The following is a 16564-nucleotide window of genomic DNA, read 5'->3' as shown; positions in this document are numbered from 1 at the left end:
TGGCAACACAGGACAGGGGTTGCGCTCGTTGCGGGGACTTAACCCAACATCTCACGACACGAGCTGACGACAGCCATGCACCACCTGTACACCGACCACAAGGGGGGCACCATCTCTGATGCTTTCCGGTGTATGTCAAGCCTTGGTAAGGTTCTTCGCGTTGCGTCGAATTAAGCCACATGCTCCGCTGCTTGTGCGGGCCCCCGTCAATTCCTTTGAGTTTTAGCCTTGCGGCCGTACTCCCCAGGCGGGGAACTTAATGCGTTAGCTGCGGCACCGACGACGTGGAATGTCGCCAACACCTAGTTCCCCAACGTTTACGGCGTGGACTACCAGGGTATCTAATCCTGTTCGCTCCCCACGCTTTCGCTCCTCAGCGTCAGTAATGGCCCAGAGATCCGCCTTCGCCACCGGTGTTCCTCCTGATATCTGCGCATTTCACCGCTACACCAGGAATTCCGATCTCCCCTACCACACTCTAGCCTGCCCGTATCGACTGCAGACCCGGGGTTAAGCCCCGGGCTTTCACAACCGACGTGACAAGCCGCCTACGAGCTCTTTACGCCCAATAATTCCGGACAACGCTCGCACCCTACGTATTACCGCGGCTGCTGGCACGTAGTTAGCCGGTGCTTCTTCTGCAGGTACCGTCACTTGCGCTTCTTCCCTGCTGAAAGAGGTTTACAACCCGAAGGCCGTCATCCCTCACGCGGCGTCGCTGCATCAGGCTTTCGCCCATTGTGCAATATTCCCCACTGCTGCCTCCCGTAGGAGTCTGGGCCGTGTCTCAGTCCCAGTGTGGGCCGGTCGCCCTCTCAGGCCGGCTACCCGTCGTCGCCTTGGTAGGCCATTACCCCACCAACTAGCTGATAGGCCGCGGGCTCATCCTTCACCGCCGGAGCTTTCAACTTCCCCCCATGAGGCAGGAAGTATTATCCGGTATTAGACCCCGTTTCCAGGGCTTGTCCCGAAGTGAAGGGCAGATTGCCCACGTGTTACTCACCCGTTCGCCACTAATCCACCCCGAAAGGCTTCATCGTTCGACTTGCATGTGTTAAGCACGCCGCCAGCCGTTCGTCCTGAGCCAGGATCAAACTCTCCGTGAATGTTTTCCCGTAATCGGGAGACACACACGACGAGCGGGACACCACAGCCGGAATAAGGCGTGATGTCCACAGCGTCCTCGCTAGTGTTGCCCGGCCGCACCCCCTGCCGAAGCAAAAGGGCCGTCCGGGTCTTTTCAAAGGAACCACCAACCCACCCACAAAGGATGGGCCGGGGTATCAACATTTGGCGTTGACTTTTGGCACGCTGTTGAGTTCTCAAGGAACGGACGCTTCCTTTGGTCCCTTTTCACGGGGCCCTCCGGGCGCTTCCCTTCGGTATTTCGTGTTTCCGACTCTACCAGACGCTTTCGCGTCCGATTCCCCGTCGGCGGAGTGCTTTCCAGGTTCCCGCTTTCGCGTTTCCCTTTCCGGCGATTCCGACTTTATCAGAAGCATTTCGGCCGAGCTAATCGGCTTCGTGTTTCGAATGAATTCGAGAGGCTCTCCGGGAGTCAATTCCCACGAGAGTGATATAGACACTAGCTGTTGCGGTTGAGTATGTCCAACTGCAGGCAACCGTTCGAATCTACCTCCCCACACGAACCGCGTCAACGGCTTTTGTGGGTTGACAGGACACTAGCAGGTCAGCGGGGCCTTACGCACATCACGCCGCCGTGGGGAGCTCCGCGCTTCGGTCGGCAAGTTCGATGTCTCCGTGCTCGCCTTCTCGGGTCGCACGGCCACCGAGGACATAGACGTAAAGGAGGAATGCCAGCTCGGCGACGATGCCGATGGTGATGCGTGCCCAGGTGGGCAGGCCCGACGGCGTAACAAAGCCCTCGATGACGCCCGACACGAAGAGGACCAGGGCGAGGCCGATGGCCATGCCGAGGGCTGCTCGGCCTTCCTGGGCGAGGGCGACGCGGCGCGGGCGGGGGCCGGGGTCGATCAGGGTCCAGCCGAGGCGGAGGCCGGTGCCGGCGGCGACGAAGACCGCGGTGAGTTCCAACAGGCCGTGTGGGAGGACCAGGCCGAGGAAGGTGTCGAGGCGGCCTGCCGAGGACATCAGGCCCATGCCAACGCCAAGGTTCAGCATATTGAGGAAGAGGATCCAGATGACCGGGAAGCAGAGGAAGGCACCCAGGACCAGGCACATGGCGGCGGCCTGGGCGTTGTTCGTCCAGACCTGGGCGGCGAAGGACGCCGCAGGGTGGCTGGAGTAGTAGGCCTCGTACTGGCCGCCCGGGCGGGTCATCTCGCGGAGTTCCGACGGGGCCGCGATGGCGGACTGGATCTCGGGGTGGGTGGCGATCCACCAGCCGATCATGGCGGCCACGGCCGTGGAGAGCAGCGCCGTCGGTACCCACCAGTGGCGGGTGCGGTACATCGCTGCGGGGAATCCGGCGGTGAGGAAGCGGGTCGCGTCGCGCCAGGACGCGCGGCGGGCGCCCGTCACGGTGGAGCGGGCGCGGGCCACCAGCTGAGTCAGGCGCGCGGTGAGCATGGGGTCGGGGGCGCTGGACTGGATCAGGGAGAGGTGGGTGGCCGTGCGCTGGTAGAGGGCGACGAGTTCGTCGGCCTCGGCACCGGTGAGACGGCGGCCGCGGCGCAGGAGGTGGTCCAGGCGGTCCCACTCGGCGTGGTGGGTGGTCACGAAGACGTCGAGGTCCATGGTCGGCTGCTGCTCCAGGCACTGGGTCCGTACGGTCCGTACTACGCGGCGCGCGCTGCGGGCCAGCTTGGCAGACTGAGCGTTCCAGGGAGCAGGGAAGGTCGTCGAAGGGTGGGCAATCCGTGAGTGAGCTTGTGACGGGCGATGCGGTCGTACTGGGGCTGCGTCCGGCGAAGCTGCCCAGCCGGGCACTTGCTCTGGCCATCGACATGGCAGTGGTGTGGACGGTGTATCTGCTGGTGTCGATCGGGCTGGCGCTCGCCACTGGGTCGCTGGACGAGGCAGCGGGCATGGCACTCGCTGTGGCCTCGTTCCTGCTGGTGCTTGTGGGGGCACCGATCGCGGTGGAGACGCTCACGCACGGGCAGTCGCTCGGGAAGCTGGCCTGCGGGTTGCGGGTGGTGCGCGACGACGGGGGGCCGATCCGGTTCCGGCACGCGCTGGTGCGTGGGGCGGTCGGCGTGGTGGAGATCCTGATGACGTTCGGAGTCGTCGCCTGCATCGCTTCGCTGGTGTCCGAGCGCGGGCGGCGAATCGGCGATGTGTTCGCCGGGACTCTTGTGGTGCGCGAACGCGTTGCGGCCGGTCGGATGGCCGCTGTGCCGCCTCCGCCGCCGTGGCTCGTGGGGCGGTTCACGGGACTGGATCTTTCGGGCGTGCCTGATTCGCTGTGGCTCGCGGTCCGGCAGTACCTGACGCGGATGAGGCAGCTCGATCCGCAGGTGAGCTGGTCGATGGCGGAGCGGCTGGCCGGTGATCTGGCGGCGCGTACGGGGGCGCCTGCGCCGGAGAGTGTACCGCCTGCCGCGTATTTGGCGGCAGTGGTGAACGAGCGGCAGTCGCGGGACGCGCGGAAGGCGTTCGTGGCGGCGGGGGCGGGGGCGGTCGATGTGCGGGGTGGCGCGGGCGGGACGGGTGGTGCTGGCGCGGGCGGGACGGGCGGTGCTGGTGTGGGCGGGACGGGCGGTGCTGGTGTGGGCGGGGTGGCTGGCGCTCACGACCGTGCGGCGATACCCATGGCTCCGGGCGGGCCTGTGCGTACGAGCGCTTTCGCGCCTCCGGACGCGGGACCGGGACCGGGGCCTGTGGCGAGGCCAGGATATGGAGTGAGGGCGTCCGTGGGCTTGGGAGTGGGAGCGGACCCGGATGTGGGAACGGGGGGCGAGGCTGCGCGGGTGGGCGAGGGGCCGGGGGGCGAGGCGGCGACGCCGACACCTTCTGCCACGGGGTTCGCGCCGCCTGCTTAGATCGGCTCGCGGGTGCGCGGTGTGCGGTGTTTGCGGCGTACGGCTCGGGTGTTTGCGGCCTACGCGGTGATCTGGATTCTGGATCGGTTGCCGTTGGCGGTCGACTCACTGGACGCGGGGGCGGCGGCTCAGTGGGGCGTGGGCCCGGTGGTCAACTGCCCGTGCCTCACATGCCCGGCTCGGGGAAGGCCGAAGGGGGTGTCTCAAGGTGTTCCAGTTCGATGCCCGGTGCCGAGAGGACCACGTCCCCGGCGATGTGGATGGTGTGCTGCTCGCCCGTGTCCAGGGCGCTGACCTGGTATTCGTCCACCGTCAGGGGGCCATTGTCAGTGGCGTGCGCTTCACTCTTCATCAGGGCCCAGGACTGGTCGAGGGTGCGGGGGGCGAGGACCGGGTCGGTGAAGGCGACGAGGCGGACGCGAGTGGCGGGGGAACCGGGGGTGAGGCGCAACAGACGGGTTGTGGCGATGAGGAATGCGGGGGATGTGGCGGTGAAGGCGTGCGCGGGGACGTTGCCTTCGGTGGCGTGAGTGCCGGTCGGGTCGGTGCGGACCCAGGTGACGCCTTCGAGGGCGGCGCCGCGTACTTGCCAGCTCGCGGCGTTCAGTTCGACGCGGATGGGGCGGCCCAGTTCGTCGAGGGTGAGGTCGACGGAACCGCCGTGGTCGCCGGAGGGGGTGGTGATCTGGGAGACGTAGCGCCAGCCGGAGGGGCCGGGGGCGCAGTGGAAGTGCTCTTCACCGAGGGGGGTGTGGTCGTGGGAATCGTGGAGCGAATAACGGCCGCGGGGCATGAGGTCCTTCAGAGTCCTGCAGAGGTCTGAAACGGGGCAGGCCCCCGGCACGGGGGTGCGGGGGCCTGCCTGAAACCTACTGCTGAGGTTCTGCCACTGAGGTGTGGATCAGTAGCGGTAGTGGTCAGACTTGAACGGGCCCTCAACCGGGACGCCAATGTAGGCGGCCTGCTCCGGGCGCAGGGTCGTGAGCCTGACGCCGAGGGCGTCGAGGTGGAGGCGGGCGACCTTCTCGTCGAGGTGCTTGGGCAGCACGTAGACGTCGGTCGGGTACTCCTCGGGCTTGGTGAACAGCTCGATCTGGGCCAGGGTCTGGTCCGCGAAGGAGTTGGACATCACGAACGACGGGTGGCCGGTCGCGTTGCCCAGGTTCAGCAGGCGGCCCTCGGAGAGAACGATGAGGACCTTGCCGTCGGGGAACTTCCAGGTGTGGACCTGAGGCTTGACCTCGTCCTTGACGATGCCGGGGATCGCGGCGAGGCCGGCCATGTCGATCTCGTTGTCGAAGTGGCCGATGTTCCCGACGATCGCCTGGTGCTTCATCTTGGCCATGTCGGCGGCCATGATGATGTCCTTGTTGCCGGTCGTGGTGACGAAGATGTCGGCGATGGCGACCACGTCGTCCAGCGTCGCGACCTGGTAGCCGTCCATGGCGGCCTGCAACGCGCAGATCGGGTCGATCTCCGTGATGATCACGCGGGCGCCCTGGCCGCGCAGCGACTCCGCGGAGCCCTTGCCCACGTCGCCGTAGCCGCAGACGACAGCGACCTTGCCGCCGATCAGGACGTCGGTGGCGCGGTTGATGCCGTCGATCAGCGAGTGGCGGCAGCCGTACTTGTTGTCGAACTTCGACTTCGTCACGGCGTCGTTCACATTGATCGCCGGGAACAGCAGGGCGCCGTCGCGGTGCATCTCGTACAGGCGGTGTACGCCGGTGGTGGTCTCCTCGGTGACACCGCGGATCTCGGAGGCGAGCTGGGTCCACTTCTGCGGGTTCTCGCCGAGGGTGCGGGTCAGCACGCCGAGGATGTAGCCGTACTCCTCGCTGTCCGCGGTGGCCGGGTCCGGGACTTCGCCGGCCTTCTCGAACTCGACGCCCTTGTGGACGAGGAGAGTGGCGTCGCCACCGTCGTCCAGGATCATGTTCGGGCCGCTGGTGGGGGTGTTCGGCCAGGTCAGGGCCTGCTCCGTGCACCACCAGTACTCTGCCAGGCTCTCGCCCTTCCAGGCGAAGACCGGGATGCCCTTGGGGCTCTCCGGGGTGCCCTCGGGGCCGACCGCGATGGCGGCGGCGGCGTGGTCCTGGGTGGAGAAGATGTTGCAGGAGGCCCAGCGGACCTGGGCGCCCAGGGCGACCAGGGTCTCGATGAGCACGGCCGTCTGCACGGTCATGTGCAGCGAGCCGGTGACACGGGCGCCGGCGAGCGGCTGGGTCGCGGCGTACTCCTTGCGGATCGACATCAGGCCGGGCATCTCGTGCTCGGCGAGAGTGATCTCCTTGCGCCCGAAGGCGGCAAGGGAGAGATCGGCGACCTTGAAGTCCTGGCCGGTGGCGACAGTCGTCATGCGGGCTGCTCCTCGTGGGTTGGGTCGAGGTGTGAATACGGCTGACTCTGCGGCGGCGGGCACAGGAATGCCCGAGCGCTAGCAGCGCAGTCCGTCGAAGGCCCTCTCTCCCTCGGCCGGTCCGCGGACCGCCCGACCGCCATCAGCAGCGACGTCTGGCTAGGTCACGAATCTACACCGATCGGAGCAGTGCTCCCCAGCCCGCCTGTTCAGGGCCATGGCTGGAACCAGTGTGGTCATAGTGCAGCAAGTGGGGCTTTTAGGACTTTTGTTCTTGTGTTCCATGTGTTGCACGATGCCTGTACACCGGGAACATATGCGCGACGTTGTGGAACGCAGTCGTCAGTTGTTAGGAGATCCACATGACGAGTCCGGCCGGCCCCACCGGGGGCGGAGACCTGAGCGGGCAGAAGAAGTTGAAGCTGCTCGCGGTTACCGCCTGCCCCACCGGTATCGCCCACACATACATGGCCGCGGAGAAGCTGGCGCAGGCCGCCGAGCAGCTCGGCATCGATATGAAGGTGGAGACCCAAGGTTCCATCGGGGCTGAAAACGTTCTGACTGACAACGATGTCAGAGCCGCTGACGGGATCATCATCGCGGCCGACAAGGACGTCGACTGCAGCAGGTTCGTCGGGAAGAGGGTGCTGGCCGTCGGTGTGGCGGAGGGCATCCGTCATCCCGAGCAGCTGATCGAGCAGGTGATGACCGCACCCGTGCACGGTGCGGGCGGAGGAGGCGGCTCGGCGGCGCCGCTGAGCAACAGCGGTGGCGGCGGCAAGGAGCGCAGCCTCGCGTACAAGGCGCTGATGAATGGCGTCTCGTACATGATCCCGTTCGTCGTGGTCGGCGGGCTGCTGATCGCGATCTCGCTGGCGATCGGCGGACACGCGACGCCGGAAGGTCTTGTCATCCCGAAGGATTCCTTCTGGATAGACGTCAACAACATCGGGGTCATCGGCTTCACGCTGATGGTGCCGATCCTGTCCGGTTACATCGCCTACGCGATCGGCGACCGGCCGGCGCTCGTGCCGGGCATGATCGGCGGCTGGATCGCGAACACCGGGGCGCTGTACGACTCGGAGGCGGGCGCGGGCTTCATCGGTGCGATCGTCACCGGCTTCCTGGCCGGATATCTGGTGCTGTGGATCAAGAAGGTGCCGGTTCCGAAGTTCGCCCGGCCCATCATGCCGATCATCGTGATTCCGATTGTCGCGACGACGGCGCTGGGGCTCTTCTTCATCTACGTCATCGGGAAGCCGATCTCGTGGGTCTTCACGCATCTCACCGACTGGCTCAGCGGGATGACCGGGACCAGCGCGATTCTGCTGGGCGCGATTCTTGGGCTGATGATCGCGTTCGACATGGGCGGTCCGGTCAACAAGACGGCGTTCCTGTTCGGTGCGGGGCTCATCGCCACCGGCAACCAGACCGTCATGGGTATGTGTGCCGCCGCGATTCCGGTGATGCCGCTCGGGCAGGGGCTGGCCACGCTGATCCGGCGTCGGCTGTACTCGGAGCAGGAGCGCGAGACCGGTATGGCGGCGCTCTTCATGGGCATGTTCGGCATCTCCGAAGGTGCGATTCCGTTCGCGGCGGCCCGGCCGGCGCAGGTCATTCCGGCGAACATGCTCGGTGGCGCGGTCGCCGGTGCGCTCGCCGGTCTGGCCGGCGTGGAGGATGCGGTGCCGCACGGCGGGCCGATCGTCGCTGTGCTGGGTGCGGTCGGTGGCGTACCGATGTTCTTCGTGGCCGTGGCTGCGGGAACTGTTGTCACCGCGATCACTACCAACGCGCTGATCGGCATCAAAGAGCGGGGCAAGCGCGGCGCGGGTATCGGCGCCGGGGCTGGTGCCGGTGCGATGGGGCCTGAGGCTGCTCTGGTCGGGGCTCGTGTCCCGGCCGGTGTCGGGGCCGGATCTGCTGTGAGTGGCGCGGCTGTTGGTGTCGGTGCGGCCGTACGTATCGACAGGGCGGTGTCGGTTCCCGCCGGCGCCCCTGCGTCCCCGGCTGCCCCCGCGGGCTCCGCTGAGGGCGAGGTGCTTTCCGGGTATCTCACCGGGCAGACCGTGAAGGTGCAGCTCACCTCGCAGGACAAGGAGGCGGCCATCCGCGAGATGGCCGGGATGCTGGCCGCCACCGGGAACGTCCGGGACGTGGACGAGCTGGTGCGGGTCGCGCTCGCGCGCGAGGCGCAGGGCACGACCGGGCTGGGCGAGGAGATCGCCATTCCGCATGCCAAGACCGATGCGGTGTCCGCCCCGACCGTGGGCTTCGCGCGGTCCGCGGAGGGCATCGAGTGGGGGTCGATGGACGGGACGAAGGCCAAACTGGTCTTCATGATCTCGGTGCCGGAGGCGGCAGCGGGCGACGAGCACCTGCGGATCCTCGCGCTCCTCTCGCGCAAGCTGATGGACACCGACTTCCGCGCCCGGCTGTCGGCCGCGCCGGACACGGCGGCGATCCTCGGCGTACTGGGCGAGGTTCAGTAGCTTCAGTGATAGAGCGAAAGACGCAGGAGGGCCCCCGCCGTTCAACGGCGAGGGCCCTCCTGCGCGTTGGTTGTACGACGCGTCAGTGCGCGGTGGGTGGGGTGGGCTCGCCGCCCGGGGATCTGCCCGGGTTCTCTCCCGCCGCTGCCGCCGACTCGCTGTAGATGTCCGGCTCCAGGTAGATCACGCGCGCGATCGGGACCGCTGTGCGGATGCGCTCCTCCGCCGCGTTGATCGCGTGGGCGACGTCCGCCGCCGTGTCACCGGCCTCGACCGCGATCTTGGCGGCGACCAGCAGTTCCTCGGGGCCGAGGTGGAGCGTACGCATGTGGATGACGCGGGTGACGGTGTCGCCGTCGACGATCGAGGCCTTGATCTTGTCGACCTCGTCCGTGCCCGCGGCCTCGCCGAGGAGGAGGGACTTCGTCTCGGCGGCCAGGATGATCGCGATCACGATGAGCAGGATGCCGATGCACAGGGTGCCGATGCCGTCCCAGACGCCGTTGCCGGTCGCCAGGGCGATGCTCACGCCAGCGAGCGCCAGCACCAGGCCGACCAGTGCGCCTAGGTCCTCAAGCAGGACGACGGGCAGCTCGGGGGCCTTCGCGCGGCGGACGAACTCCTTCCAAGAGAGGTCGCCGCGCGTCTGGTTGGACTCCTTGATGGCCATCCGGAAGGAGAAGGACTCCGCGATGATCGCGAAGATGAGAACGCCGACCGGCCAGTACCACATCTCGATCTCGTGCGGGTGCTTGATCTTCTCGTAGCCCTCGTAGATGGCGAACATGCCACCGACCGAGAAGAGCACGATGGATACGAGGAAGGCGTAGATGTAGCGCTCGCGCCCATAGCCGAAGGGGTGCTGGGGGGTCGCCTCGCGCTTGGCCTTCTTGCCGCCGAGCAGCAGCAGGCCTTGATTGCCCGAGTCGGCGAGCGAGTGCACGCTCTCCGCGAGCATCGAGGACGCGCCGCTGAAGAGGAACGCCACAAACTTGGCTACTGCGATCGCGAGGTTGGCGACGAGTGCCGCCACGATCGCCTTGGTTCCGCCTGACGCACTCATGGGTGCAGGTGTCCCTTCCTTGATGCCGCGGCCCTGGCGCCGCCCTACGGCGGCACATTGTTGCAGCTTGCCGGGGACAGCCGTGCGGATGATGTGTCAGGCGACCACTGTGGCGCGGAAGAGGGTCCCCGTACCGGACAATTCAACTGATTCGCGGGCGGGAACAAAAGCTGATTCCCCCGGTGTGAGGACGAGTTCGCCGGCTCGGACCCTGCCCGCCGTGCAGAGCAGGATCTGCGGGTTGGCGGCCGGCAGTGTGCGGGGCGCGGCACGCTCGGCCAGGACGTAGCGCGAGAGCCGGAATTCGTCGGTCGGGGTGTCGTAGAGCTCTTCGCCGTCGGCGGACGCCTCCGGGCGCAGGACGCCGGTGTCGGTGGCCTCGAAGCGGACGACGCGCAGGAGCTCGGGTACGTCGACGTGCTTGGGGGTCAGGCCGCAGCGCAGGACGTTGTCCGAGTTCGCCATGATCTCGACGCCCAGGCCGTTGAGGTACGCGTGCGGTACACCGGCGCCGAGGAAGAGGGCCTCTCCGGGCTGCAGTTGTACGTAGTTGAGCAGCATGGCGGCGATGACGCCCGGGTCGCCGGGGTAGTGGTGGGCGATCGAGGCGTACGGGGAGTACGCGCCACCCAGGCGCTCGGCGGAGGCTGCGGCCTCGGTGACCGTTTCGGCCATCTCGGCGCGGTCGGCGGTCAGCACGGCGGTGAGTACCTCGCGCAGTGCGGCCTCTTCCGGGTGCGCGCGCAACAGGTCGACGTACGGCTTGAGCGAGTCGACGTCGAGGGTGGCCAGGACCTCGGCGGCTTCGGCGGGCGGGCGGAAGCCGCACAGGCCGTCGAAGGGGGTGAGCGCGCAGATCAGCTCGGGCTTGTGGTTGGCGTCCTTGTAGTTGCGGTCGGGGGCGTCGATGGGGACGCCTCGGCGCTCCTCCTTCTCGTACCCCTCTTTCGCCTGGGTGAGGTTCGGGTGGACCTGGAGGGAGAGAGGGGCGCCGGCCGCGAGGAGCTTGAGCAGGAAGGGGAGGCGCGGGCCGAATTTCGCGGCGGCCTCGGCGCCCAGTTCCTGCTCCGGGTGCGCGGCGATGACGTCGGAGAGGGCTTCCTCGCCACCGGCGCCGCGGTCGATGCGCGAGGGGGCTCCGGGGTGGGCGCCCATCCACATCTCGGCCTGGGGCTCACCGGTCGGGGCGACGGCGAGCAGTTCCGGGATGGCGGTCGTGGAACCCCAGGCGTAGGGGCGCACGGTGTTCGACAGGCGGTCCATGGTGCTTTCCCTCTGGGTGGAATGGGTGGCTATGTGGTTCGGGCGGGCGGGGGTGGGGTGCGGGGGTGGGGTGACGTGCGGGTGTGGAGGTGGGGTGACGTGCGGGTGCGGCTCCGGGCTGGCGTGGTGGGCCGGGCAGGCCAGGTGGGTCGGATATGCACGGGTGTTGTGGTGCTGGTGCTGGTGCTGGTGCTGGTGCTGGTGGTGGTGGTGGTGGTCATGATCGCCCGGCGGAGGCGAGCGCGAGGTAAACAGCGGCGAAATCCGTGATGGCGAGGAGTTCTGCGAGATTCTCCAGCTCGCTGCCCTCCTCGGGTTCGAGTTCGCTGATGGCCGTGTCGTGGCTGAGGGCGAGCTCGCGTGCGGTGGGGGCGGCGCTGAGGCCGCCGGTGGGGCGGTCGCGCAGGAGCACCACGCGCGCGTGCATGGGCTGCGGCTCGTCGACGCGGTCGCGGAAGAAGTCGCCTGGGTCGGCGCCCGCGGCGAAGGCTCCGGCGAGCAGCACACCGTGGGCGGGCAGGGCCTCGGGCAGCTCCGCGCTGAGCGCGGGGCGGCCCGCCAGCTCGGCGAGCACGGCGGCGAAGCGGCGCCCCGCCGGGCCCGCGTACTGCCCCTCCGTCCAGACGAGGGGGAGCGAATCGGCCAGCTCGGAGGCGAGCATCTTCGCCGGATTGCTGTACGTCGCGATGGCCGGGCCGCAACGCTCGGCGGTACGGTCCAGGCGGTCGGCGACCAGCCGCAGGGTGTCGGGGGACGCGGTGAGCAGGCCGACACGGTCAAGGAGAACGAGGAGCGGGGTGAGGAGGGCCCAGAGTGCGCCCGGTCCTGCGGTGGCGCTCTCGTCGTACTCCTCGTACGGGGCGGTCGCCATCGGTACGGCCAGGCCGTGCACGCCGCCGATGGATTCGCTCAGCGGGGAGTTCTGCGGGGCGACGGCGACGACGGTGCAGCCGCGGCGGTACGCCTGCTCGGCGAGGAGCGCGAGGCCCGGCTCGGAGCCGTCCGTCGTGACCAGGAGCAGCAGATCGACGGAGCCCGCCCAGCCGGGAAGGGTCCAGCGCAGGGCACCCGGTGCGGGGGCGACGCCGGAGGAGTGCAGCCGGGTCACGGGGCAGGCGGCGCCCGCGAGTGCGGCGAGCAGGTCGGCCACGCCTGCGGCGGCGGTGCCGGGGCCTGCGATCAGTACGGCACGGGGGCGGCCTTCCGCCTTGATCTCGGCCAGGCCGGCCTCGGCGGCGTGCCGGGCGGCGGTACGTACCCGCGCACCCGATTCGGCCGCGCCGCGCAGCAGACCGCGGCGGTCCACCCGGGCCAGGGCCTCCGGGTCGTCCAGCAACGACTCGTCGAGCATGGGGCGGGCCTCCGATCGCCGGGCGCGGTGAGCTGCGCGCAGGGGGGTCGTTCGGGCCGGGCGTTCGGGCTGAGCGACCGGATGGTGCGCTCAGCCTTGGCGCACCGGGCGCCTGGTTCTGGGCCTTGCTGGGCTCAGGGTTCTTCTGGGTCGGATCGGGTCGGCTCTTGGCGCGGGCCTTCCCAGCTCGGCCTGCCGGGCTCGGGCCTGGTCGGCCAGGGCCTGCTGGGCTCGGTGGCGCCTCCGGGCCAGAGTTTCTGAGCTCAGGCGGGGCGGCGGGCCTCGTCGACGAGGAGGACGGGGATGCCGTCCCGGACCGGGTAGGCGAGACCGCAGTCCTTGCCGGTGCAGATCAGCTCGGGGGCGTCCGCGCTGGACGCGTCGCTGAGGGGCGCGTGACAGGCGGGGCAGGCGAGGATCTCCAGAAGGCCGGCTTCGAGCGGCATGAGGTGGGTCCCTTCGAGCATGCGGATTGGGCCACGTCAGCCTACCGCCGGGTGGGGCATGGCGCGGTCCGACGGGCGGCGGGAATCGCCAGGGTGCGGGGCGGGGGTGGCCGGAGCGCGATTTTTTTGGCCGACGCGGGGTGGTCACGGCGGTGGAGTGAGTGGCCCGATGGCGCGCGGGTGCGGTGAGGGTGCGGTGGGGCCAGGGGGCGCGGGGGCGTCTCGGCGGTGGAGGTGCTCGGTGCGGCCTCGGCGGCGGGGGTACGGGGTGCCTCGGCGGCCGAGGAGCAGGGGTGCGTCTCGGGGGTGCGGGGTGCGGGGTGCGCCCCAGCGGCAGAAGTGAGGGCCCGGCAGAGCACGGTCCCGGGCCGCGCGGCCCGGGACCGACGGTGCGGGGCGGGGCGGGGCGGGGCGCCCAAGCTGGATGGGCCGGACCAGGCCCGGCGCGGGCCCTGCGAAGCCGGGGTGCCGGGGGAGCCGGGGGTGCCGGGGTGCCGCAGGGACCACACCGTGCCGCGCCGGACCGAGCCCGGCGGCGTACGACCGTTCGAACCTGGTACGCCAGTGCTGAGGAGCGGCACGGACAGTCCGAGCCATGTCCACCGCGCCGCGTCCGCTGCACCACCGCTGCGCCATGCCCGCCGAGCCCCACCCGCCGCACCACGTCCGTCGGATCGAGCCCGGCGCATGCCCCGTGCGCGTACGGTCCCCGCGCGTATGGGTCCGTACCGTCCGTACGCGCAGGGTACGTAGGCCCCCGTCCGCACAGCGGGCGGATGGATACCGCAGCCCGACAACGCGGATACCGCACACGTCACCCGAGCCACAACAGGCCGCCCCGAGCCAAGCTCCCCGGGCCGACACCGCTGGCCGCCCCGAGCCAAGCCTCCCCCGGACGGAGGCCGACACAGCGCACCTCGCCCTGCCGGGCGCTCGCGGCGTCCGGCAGGGCGAGGTGCGCGGCGAGACGGGGGGTCAGGCGCGGATCAGGGCGAGGGCCTCGTCGCGGACCTGACACATGGTGGGCTCGTCCCGGGCTTCCACGTTGAGGCGCAGCAGCGGCTCCGTGTTGGACGGGCGGAGGTTGAACCACCAGTCCGCGGAGGCAATCGTCAGGCCGTCGAGCTCGTCGATGGTGACGCCCTCGCGGCCCTCGTACGCCGACTTCACCGCGGCCAGACGGCCCGTCTGGTCGTCCACCGTGGAGTTGATCTCGCCGGAGCCCGTGTAGCGGTCGTACTGCGCGACGAGCTCAGACAGGGTGCCGTCCTGGCCGCCCAGCGCGGCCAGCACGTGCAGGGCCGCGAGCATGCCCGTGTCGGCGTTCCAGAAATCGCGGAAGTAGTAGTGCGCGGAGTGCTCACCGCCGAAGATCGCACCCGTTTCGGCCATCTCGGCCTTGATGAAGGAGTGGCCGACGCGGGTACGGACCGGGGTGCCGCCGTTCTCCCTGACGACCTCCGGGACGGACCAGGACGTGATCAGGTTGTGGATGACCGTGCCCTTGCCCCCGTTGCGCGCGAGCTCGCGGGCGGCGACGAGCGCGGTGATCGCGGACGGGGAGATGCCCCCGCCCCGCTCGTCGACGACGAAGCAGCGGTCCGCGTCGCCGTCGAAGGCCAGGCCGAGGTCGGCGCCGGTCTCACGGACCTTCGCCTGAAGGTCGACGATGTTCTTCGGGTCGAGCGGGTTGGCCTCGTGGTTCGGGAAGGTGCCGTCCAGCTCGAAGTACATCGGGATCAGGTCGACGCGCAGGCCGGCGAAGACCGTGGGCACGGTGTGGCCGCCCATTCCGTTCCCCGCGTCCACCACGACCTTGAGGGGGCGCATCGAAGCCAGGTCGACGAGGGAGAGCAGATACGCCGCGTAATCAGTCAACGTGTCACGCTGCGTGATGGTTCCGGTCGTGGCAGCCGGAGCCGGCGGCGCACCCGCGTCGGACCACTGCTCGACCAGCGCGCGGATCTCCCCGAGGCCGGTGTCCTGGCCCACCGGGGCCGCGCCCGACCGGCACATCTTGATGCCGTTGTACTGCGCGGGGTTATGCGAGGCGGTGAACATCGCGCCCGGCAGGCCGAATTGGCCGGATGCGAAGTACAGCTGGTCGGTCGAGCAGAGGCCGATCTCCGTCACAGCGGCCCCGCGCGCCGCCGCCCCGCGCGCGAACGCGCGCGAGAGCCTCGGCGACGAGGGCCGCATGTCGTGTCCCGTGACGATCGCGTCGGCATTCGTCACCTGCACGAAGGCAGCCCCGAACAGCTCGGCCAGCGGCTCGTCCCACTGGTCGGGGACCACTCCGCGCACGTCGTACGCCTTGACGATCTGCGACAGATCTGCAGCCACGGCCAATCCTCCTGAGGTCATGCGCGGGTGTCCTGTTCGGTCACCCCAAAGCTACCCGTACGACGTTACGCAACGGTCCTACGGCAGCATCCCGCCGAGTACTGGCGTGCTTTGGCCCATGACGATCAGGCACATCACCAGCAACAGGTCCAGACTCCGCGGCAGCACCTTGCGCAGCAGGTCCCCCTCTCGGCCGGCCAGTCCGACCGCCGCGCACGCGATCGGCAGGTTCTGCGGGGAGATCAGCTTGCCCAGTACGCCGCCGGAGCTGTTGGCCGCCGCCAGCAGCTCCGGTGAGAGCCCGGACTGGTTGGCGCCCGTCACCTGGAGCGCGCCGAAGAGCGCGTTGGCGGAGGTGTCGGAGCCGGTGACGGCGACGGCGACCCCGAACCACCCCAGTTACGGGTGAGAGGAAGGCGAGTCCGGCGCCCGCCGCCGCGACGAAATGGCCGTTCGTCGCAGCTTGTCCGGACAGGTTCATGACGTACGCCAGAGCCGGCACGGACGTCACGGTGAGGATCGCGAACCGCAGCTCGGTGACATCGAGGAACGGCCGGTCGAAAGTGCGGGTCGCCCCGGTCAACAGGTCATTGACGGGTGGGATCTGCGCGATGGAGAAGATCACCATGATCACTACGCCCAGTGTGTACGGGGCGTAGGCCCGCAGCACCTCGCGCCGCGGGTCCTCCCGGTCCAGGTCCTCGCTCCGCACGCCGGTCAGTACGGTCGCCCTCACCGGCTCGTCGGCGGGCTTGCGGGCGCTCGGCACGGCCATGAGCGCCCCCGCGCCGGCCAGCGCGGCGCCGATGTCAGCGAGTTGGGCTGAAATGTTTGGTTCGCCCCGCATTGCTGACAGGAGTGCCGACTGTCAGGACTCCGGGGAGCGCAGCACCCGGAGATGGCTGCGGCGCGCGACCTCCATCGGGTCCGCCGTGCGCGCTCCGACGCCGGTCTCGGCGGCGCGGTCGCGGGGTCTGGCGGCCTCACGGACGGCGTTGGCGAGCGCTTCGAGGTCGTCGCCGCTGGGGCGGGACGGCGGGGAGCTGCCGGCGAGGCGCAGGACCTCCCAGCCGCGCGGGGCGGTCAGTCGATCCGCGTGCACGGCGCACAGGTCGTAGCAATGGGGCTCGGCGTAGGTGGCGAGGGGGCCGAGGACTGCGGTCGAGTCCGCGTAGACGTACGTCAGTGTCGCGACAGCAGGGCGGCCGCACGCGGTGCGCGAACAGCGACGTACAGGGCTCACGATGCTGGACGCTACCGCACTCTTGAGCGGGCTGCGACG

The 16564-nt window shown here is 69.1% G+C and carries 11 protein-coding genes, 1 rRNA gene and 1 pseudogene; 2 read left to right on the top strand and 11 right to left on the bottom strand.

Annotated features, from left to right (window positions below):
* Positions 1-1106, bottom strand: a 16S ribosomal RNA gene (locus ABCR94_RS35305); the annotation flags it as partial.
* 604 nt (positions 1107-1710) lie between these two features.
* Positions 1711-2718 carry a stage II sporulation protein M gene (locus ABCR94_RS35300; protein ID WP_347125162.1) on the bottom strand — a complete coding sequence of 336 codons (1008 nt, stop codon included), beginning with the start codon at positions 2716-2718 and terminating at the stop codon, positions 1711-1713.
* Between the two features lie 122 nt (positions 2719-2840).
* Between ABCR94_RS35300 and ABCR94_RS35295 the strand changes: the two genes are divergently transcribed.
* Positions 2841-3965, top strand: a complete 1125-nt coding sequence (locus ABCR94_RS35295) for an RDD family protein (RefSeq protein WP_347125160.1) — start codon at positions 2841-2843, stop codon at positions 3963-3965.
* Between the two features lie 166 nt (positions 3966-4131).
* Here ABCR94_RS35295 and ABCR94_RS35290 read toward each other — a convergent pair whose 3' ends face one another.
* Together ABCR94_RS35290 and ahcY are read right to left on the bottom strand one after the other, a co-directional pair.
* Positions 4132-4758 (bottom strand): hypothetical protein, encoded by a 627-nt coding sequence (locus ABCR94_RS35290; RefSeq protein ID WP_347125158.1) that lies wholly within the window; start codon positions 4756-4758, stop codon positions 4132-4134.
* A 108-nt stretch (positions 4759-4866) separates the two neighbouring features.
* Positions 4867-6324, bottom strand: a complete 1458-nt coding sequence (ahcY, locus tag ABCR94_RS35285) for an adenosylhomocysteinase (RefSeq protein WP_347125157.1) — start codon at positions 6322-6324, stop codon at positions 4867-4869.
* Positions 6325-6686: 362 nt separating this feature from the next.
* On the opposite strand from ahcY, the gene ABCR94_RS35280 reads away from it, so the two are divergent.
* Entirely contained in the window at positions 6687-8816 is a 2130-nt protein-coding gene (locus tag ABCR94_RS35280) for a fructose-specific PTS transporter subunit EIIC (RefSeq protein ID WP_347125155.1), read from the top strand.
* Between the two features lie 82 nt (positions 8817-8898).
* Here the strand turns inward: ABCR94_RS35280 and ABCR94_RS35275 are convergent, their stop codons facing one another.
* From ABCR94_RS35275 to ABCR94_RS35245, 7 genes and pseudogenes are all read right to left on the bottom strand, one after another.
* Complete coding sequence (locus tag ABCR94_RS35275) at positions 8899-9879, bottom strand: cation diffusion facilitator family transporter (protein ID WP_347125154.1); 981 nt, start codon at positions 9877-9879, stop codon at positions 8899-8901.
* A 96-nt stretch (positions 9880-9975) separates the two neighbouring features.
* Positions 9976-11142, bottom strand: coding sequence for a mannose-6-phosphate isomerase, class I (gene manA, locus ABCR94_RS35270; protein WP_347125152.1), 1167 nt, complete (start codon positions 11140-11142; stop codon positions 9976-9978).
* Between the two features lie 217 nt (positions 11143-11359).
* Positions 11360-12493 (bottom strand): SIS domain-containing protein, encoded by a 1134-nt coding sequence (locus tag ABCR94_RS35265; RefSeq protein WP_347125150.1) that lies wholly within the window; start codon positions 12491-12493, stop codon positions 11360-11362.
* Positions 12494-12756: 263 nt separating this feature from the next.
* On the bottom strand, positions 12757-12939 hold the full coding sequence (locus ABCR94_RS35260) for a Trm112 family protein (protein WP_283515244.1): 183 nt from the start codon (positions 12937-12939) through the stop codon (positions 12757-12759).
* A 975-nt stretch (positions 12940-13914) separates the two neighbouring features.
* Positions 13915-15282, bottom strand: coding sequence for a phosphomannomutase/phosphoglucomutase (locus ABCR94_RS35255; RefSeq protein WP_347125149.1), 1368 nt, complete (start codon positions 15280-15282; stop codon positions 13915-13917).
* 78 nt (positions 15283-15360) lie between these two features.
* Positions 15361-16111 (bottom strand): annotated as a pseudogene (locus ABCR94_RS35250) (L-lactate permease); the annotation flags it as partial.
* Between the two features lie 39 nt (positions 16112-16150).
* A complete protein-coding gene (locus tag ABCR94_RS35245) occupies positions 16151-16525 on the bottom strand; it encodes a DUF3499 domain-containing protein (RefSeq protein WP_347125147.1) in 375 nt (124 codons plus the stop codon).
* Between the last annotated feature and the right edge of the window lie 39 nt (positions 16526-16564).

Origin of the sequence: Streptomyces changchenzhani (genome assembly GCF_039766235.1) — a bacterium.
GTDB lineage: Bacteria > Actinomycetota > Actinomycetes > Streptomycetales > Streptomycetaceae > Streptomyces.
The sequence above is the reverse complement of the archived record's forward strand: the minus strand, read 5'-3'. Positions and strand labels throughout refer to the sequence as shown.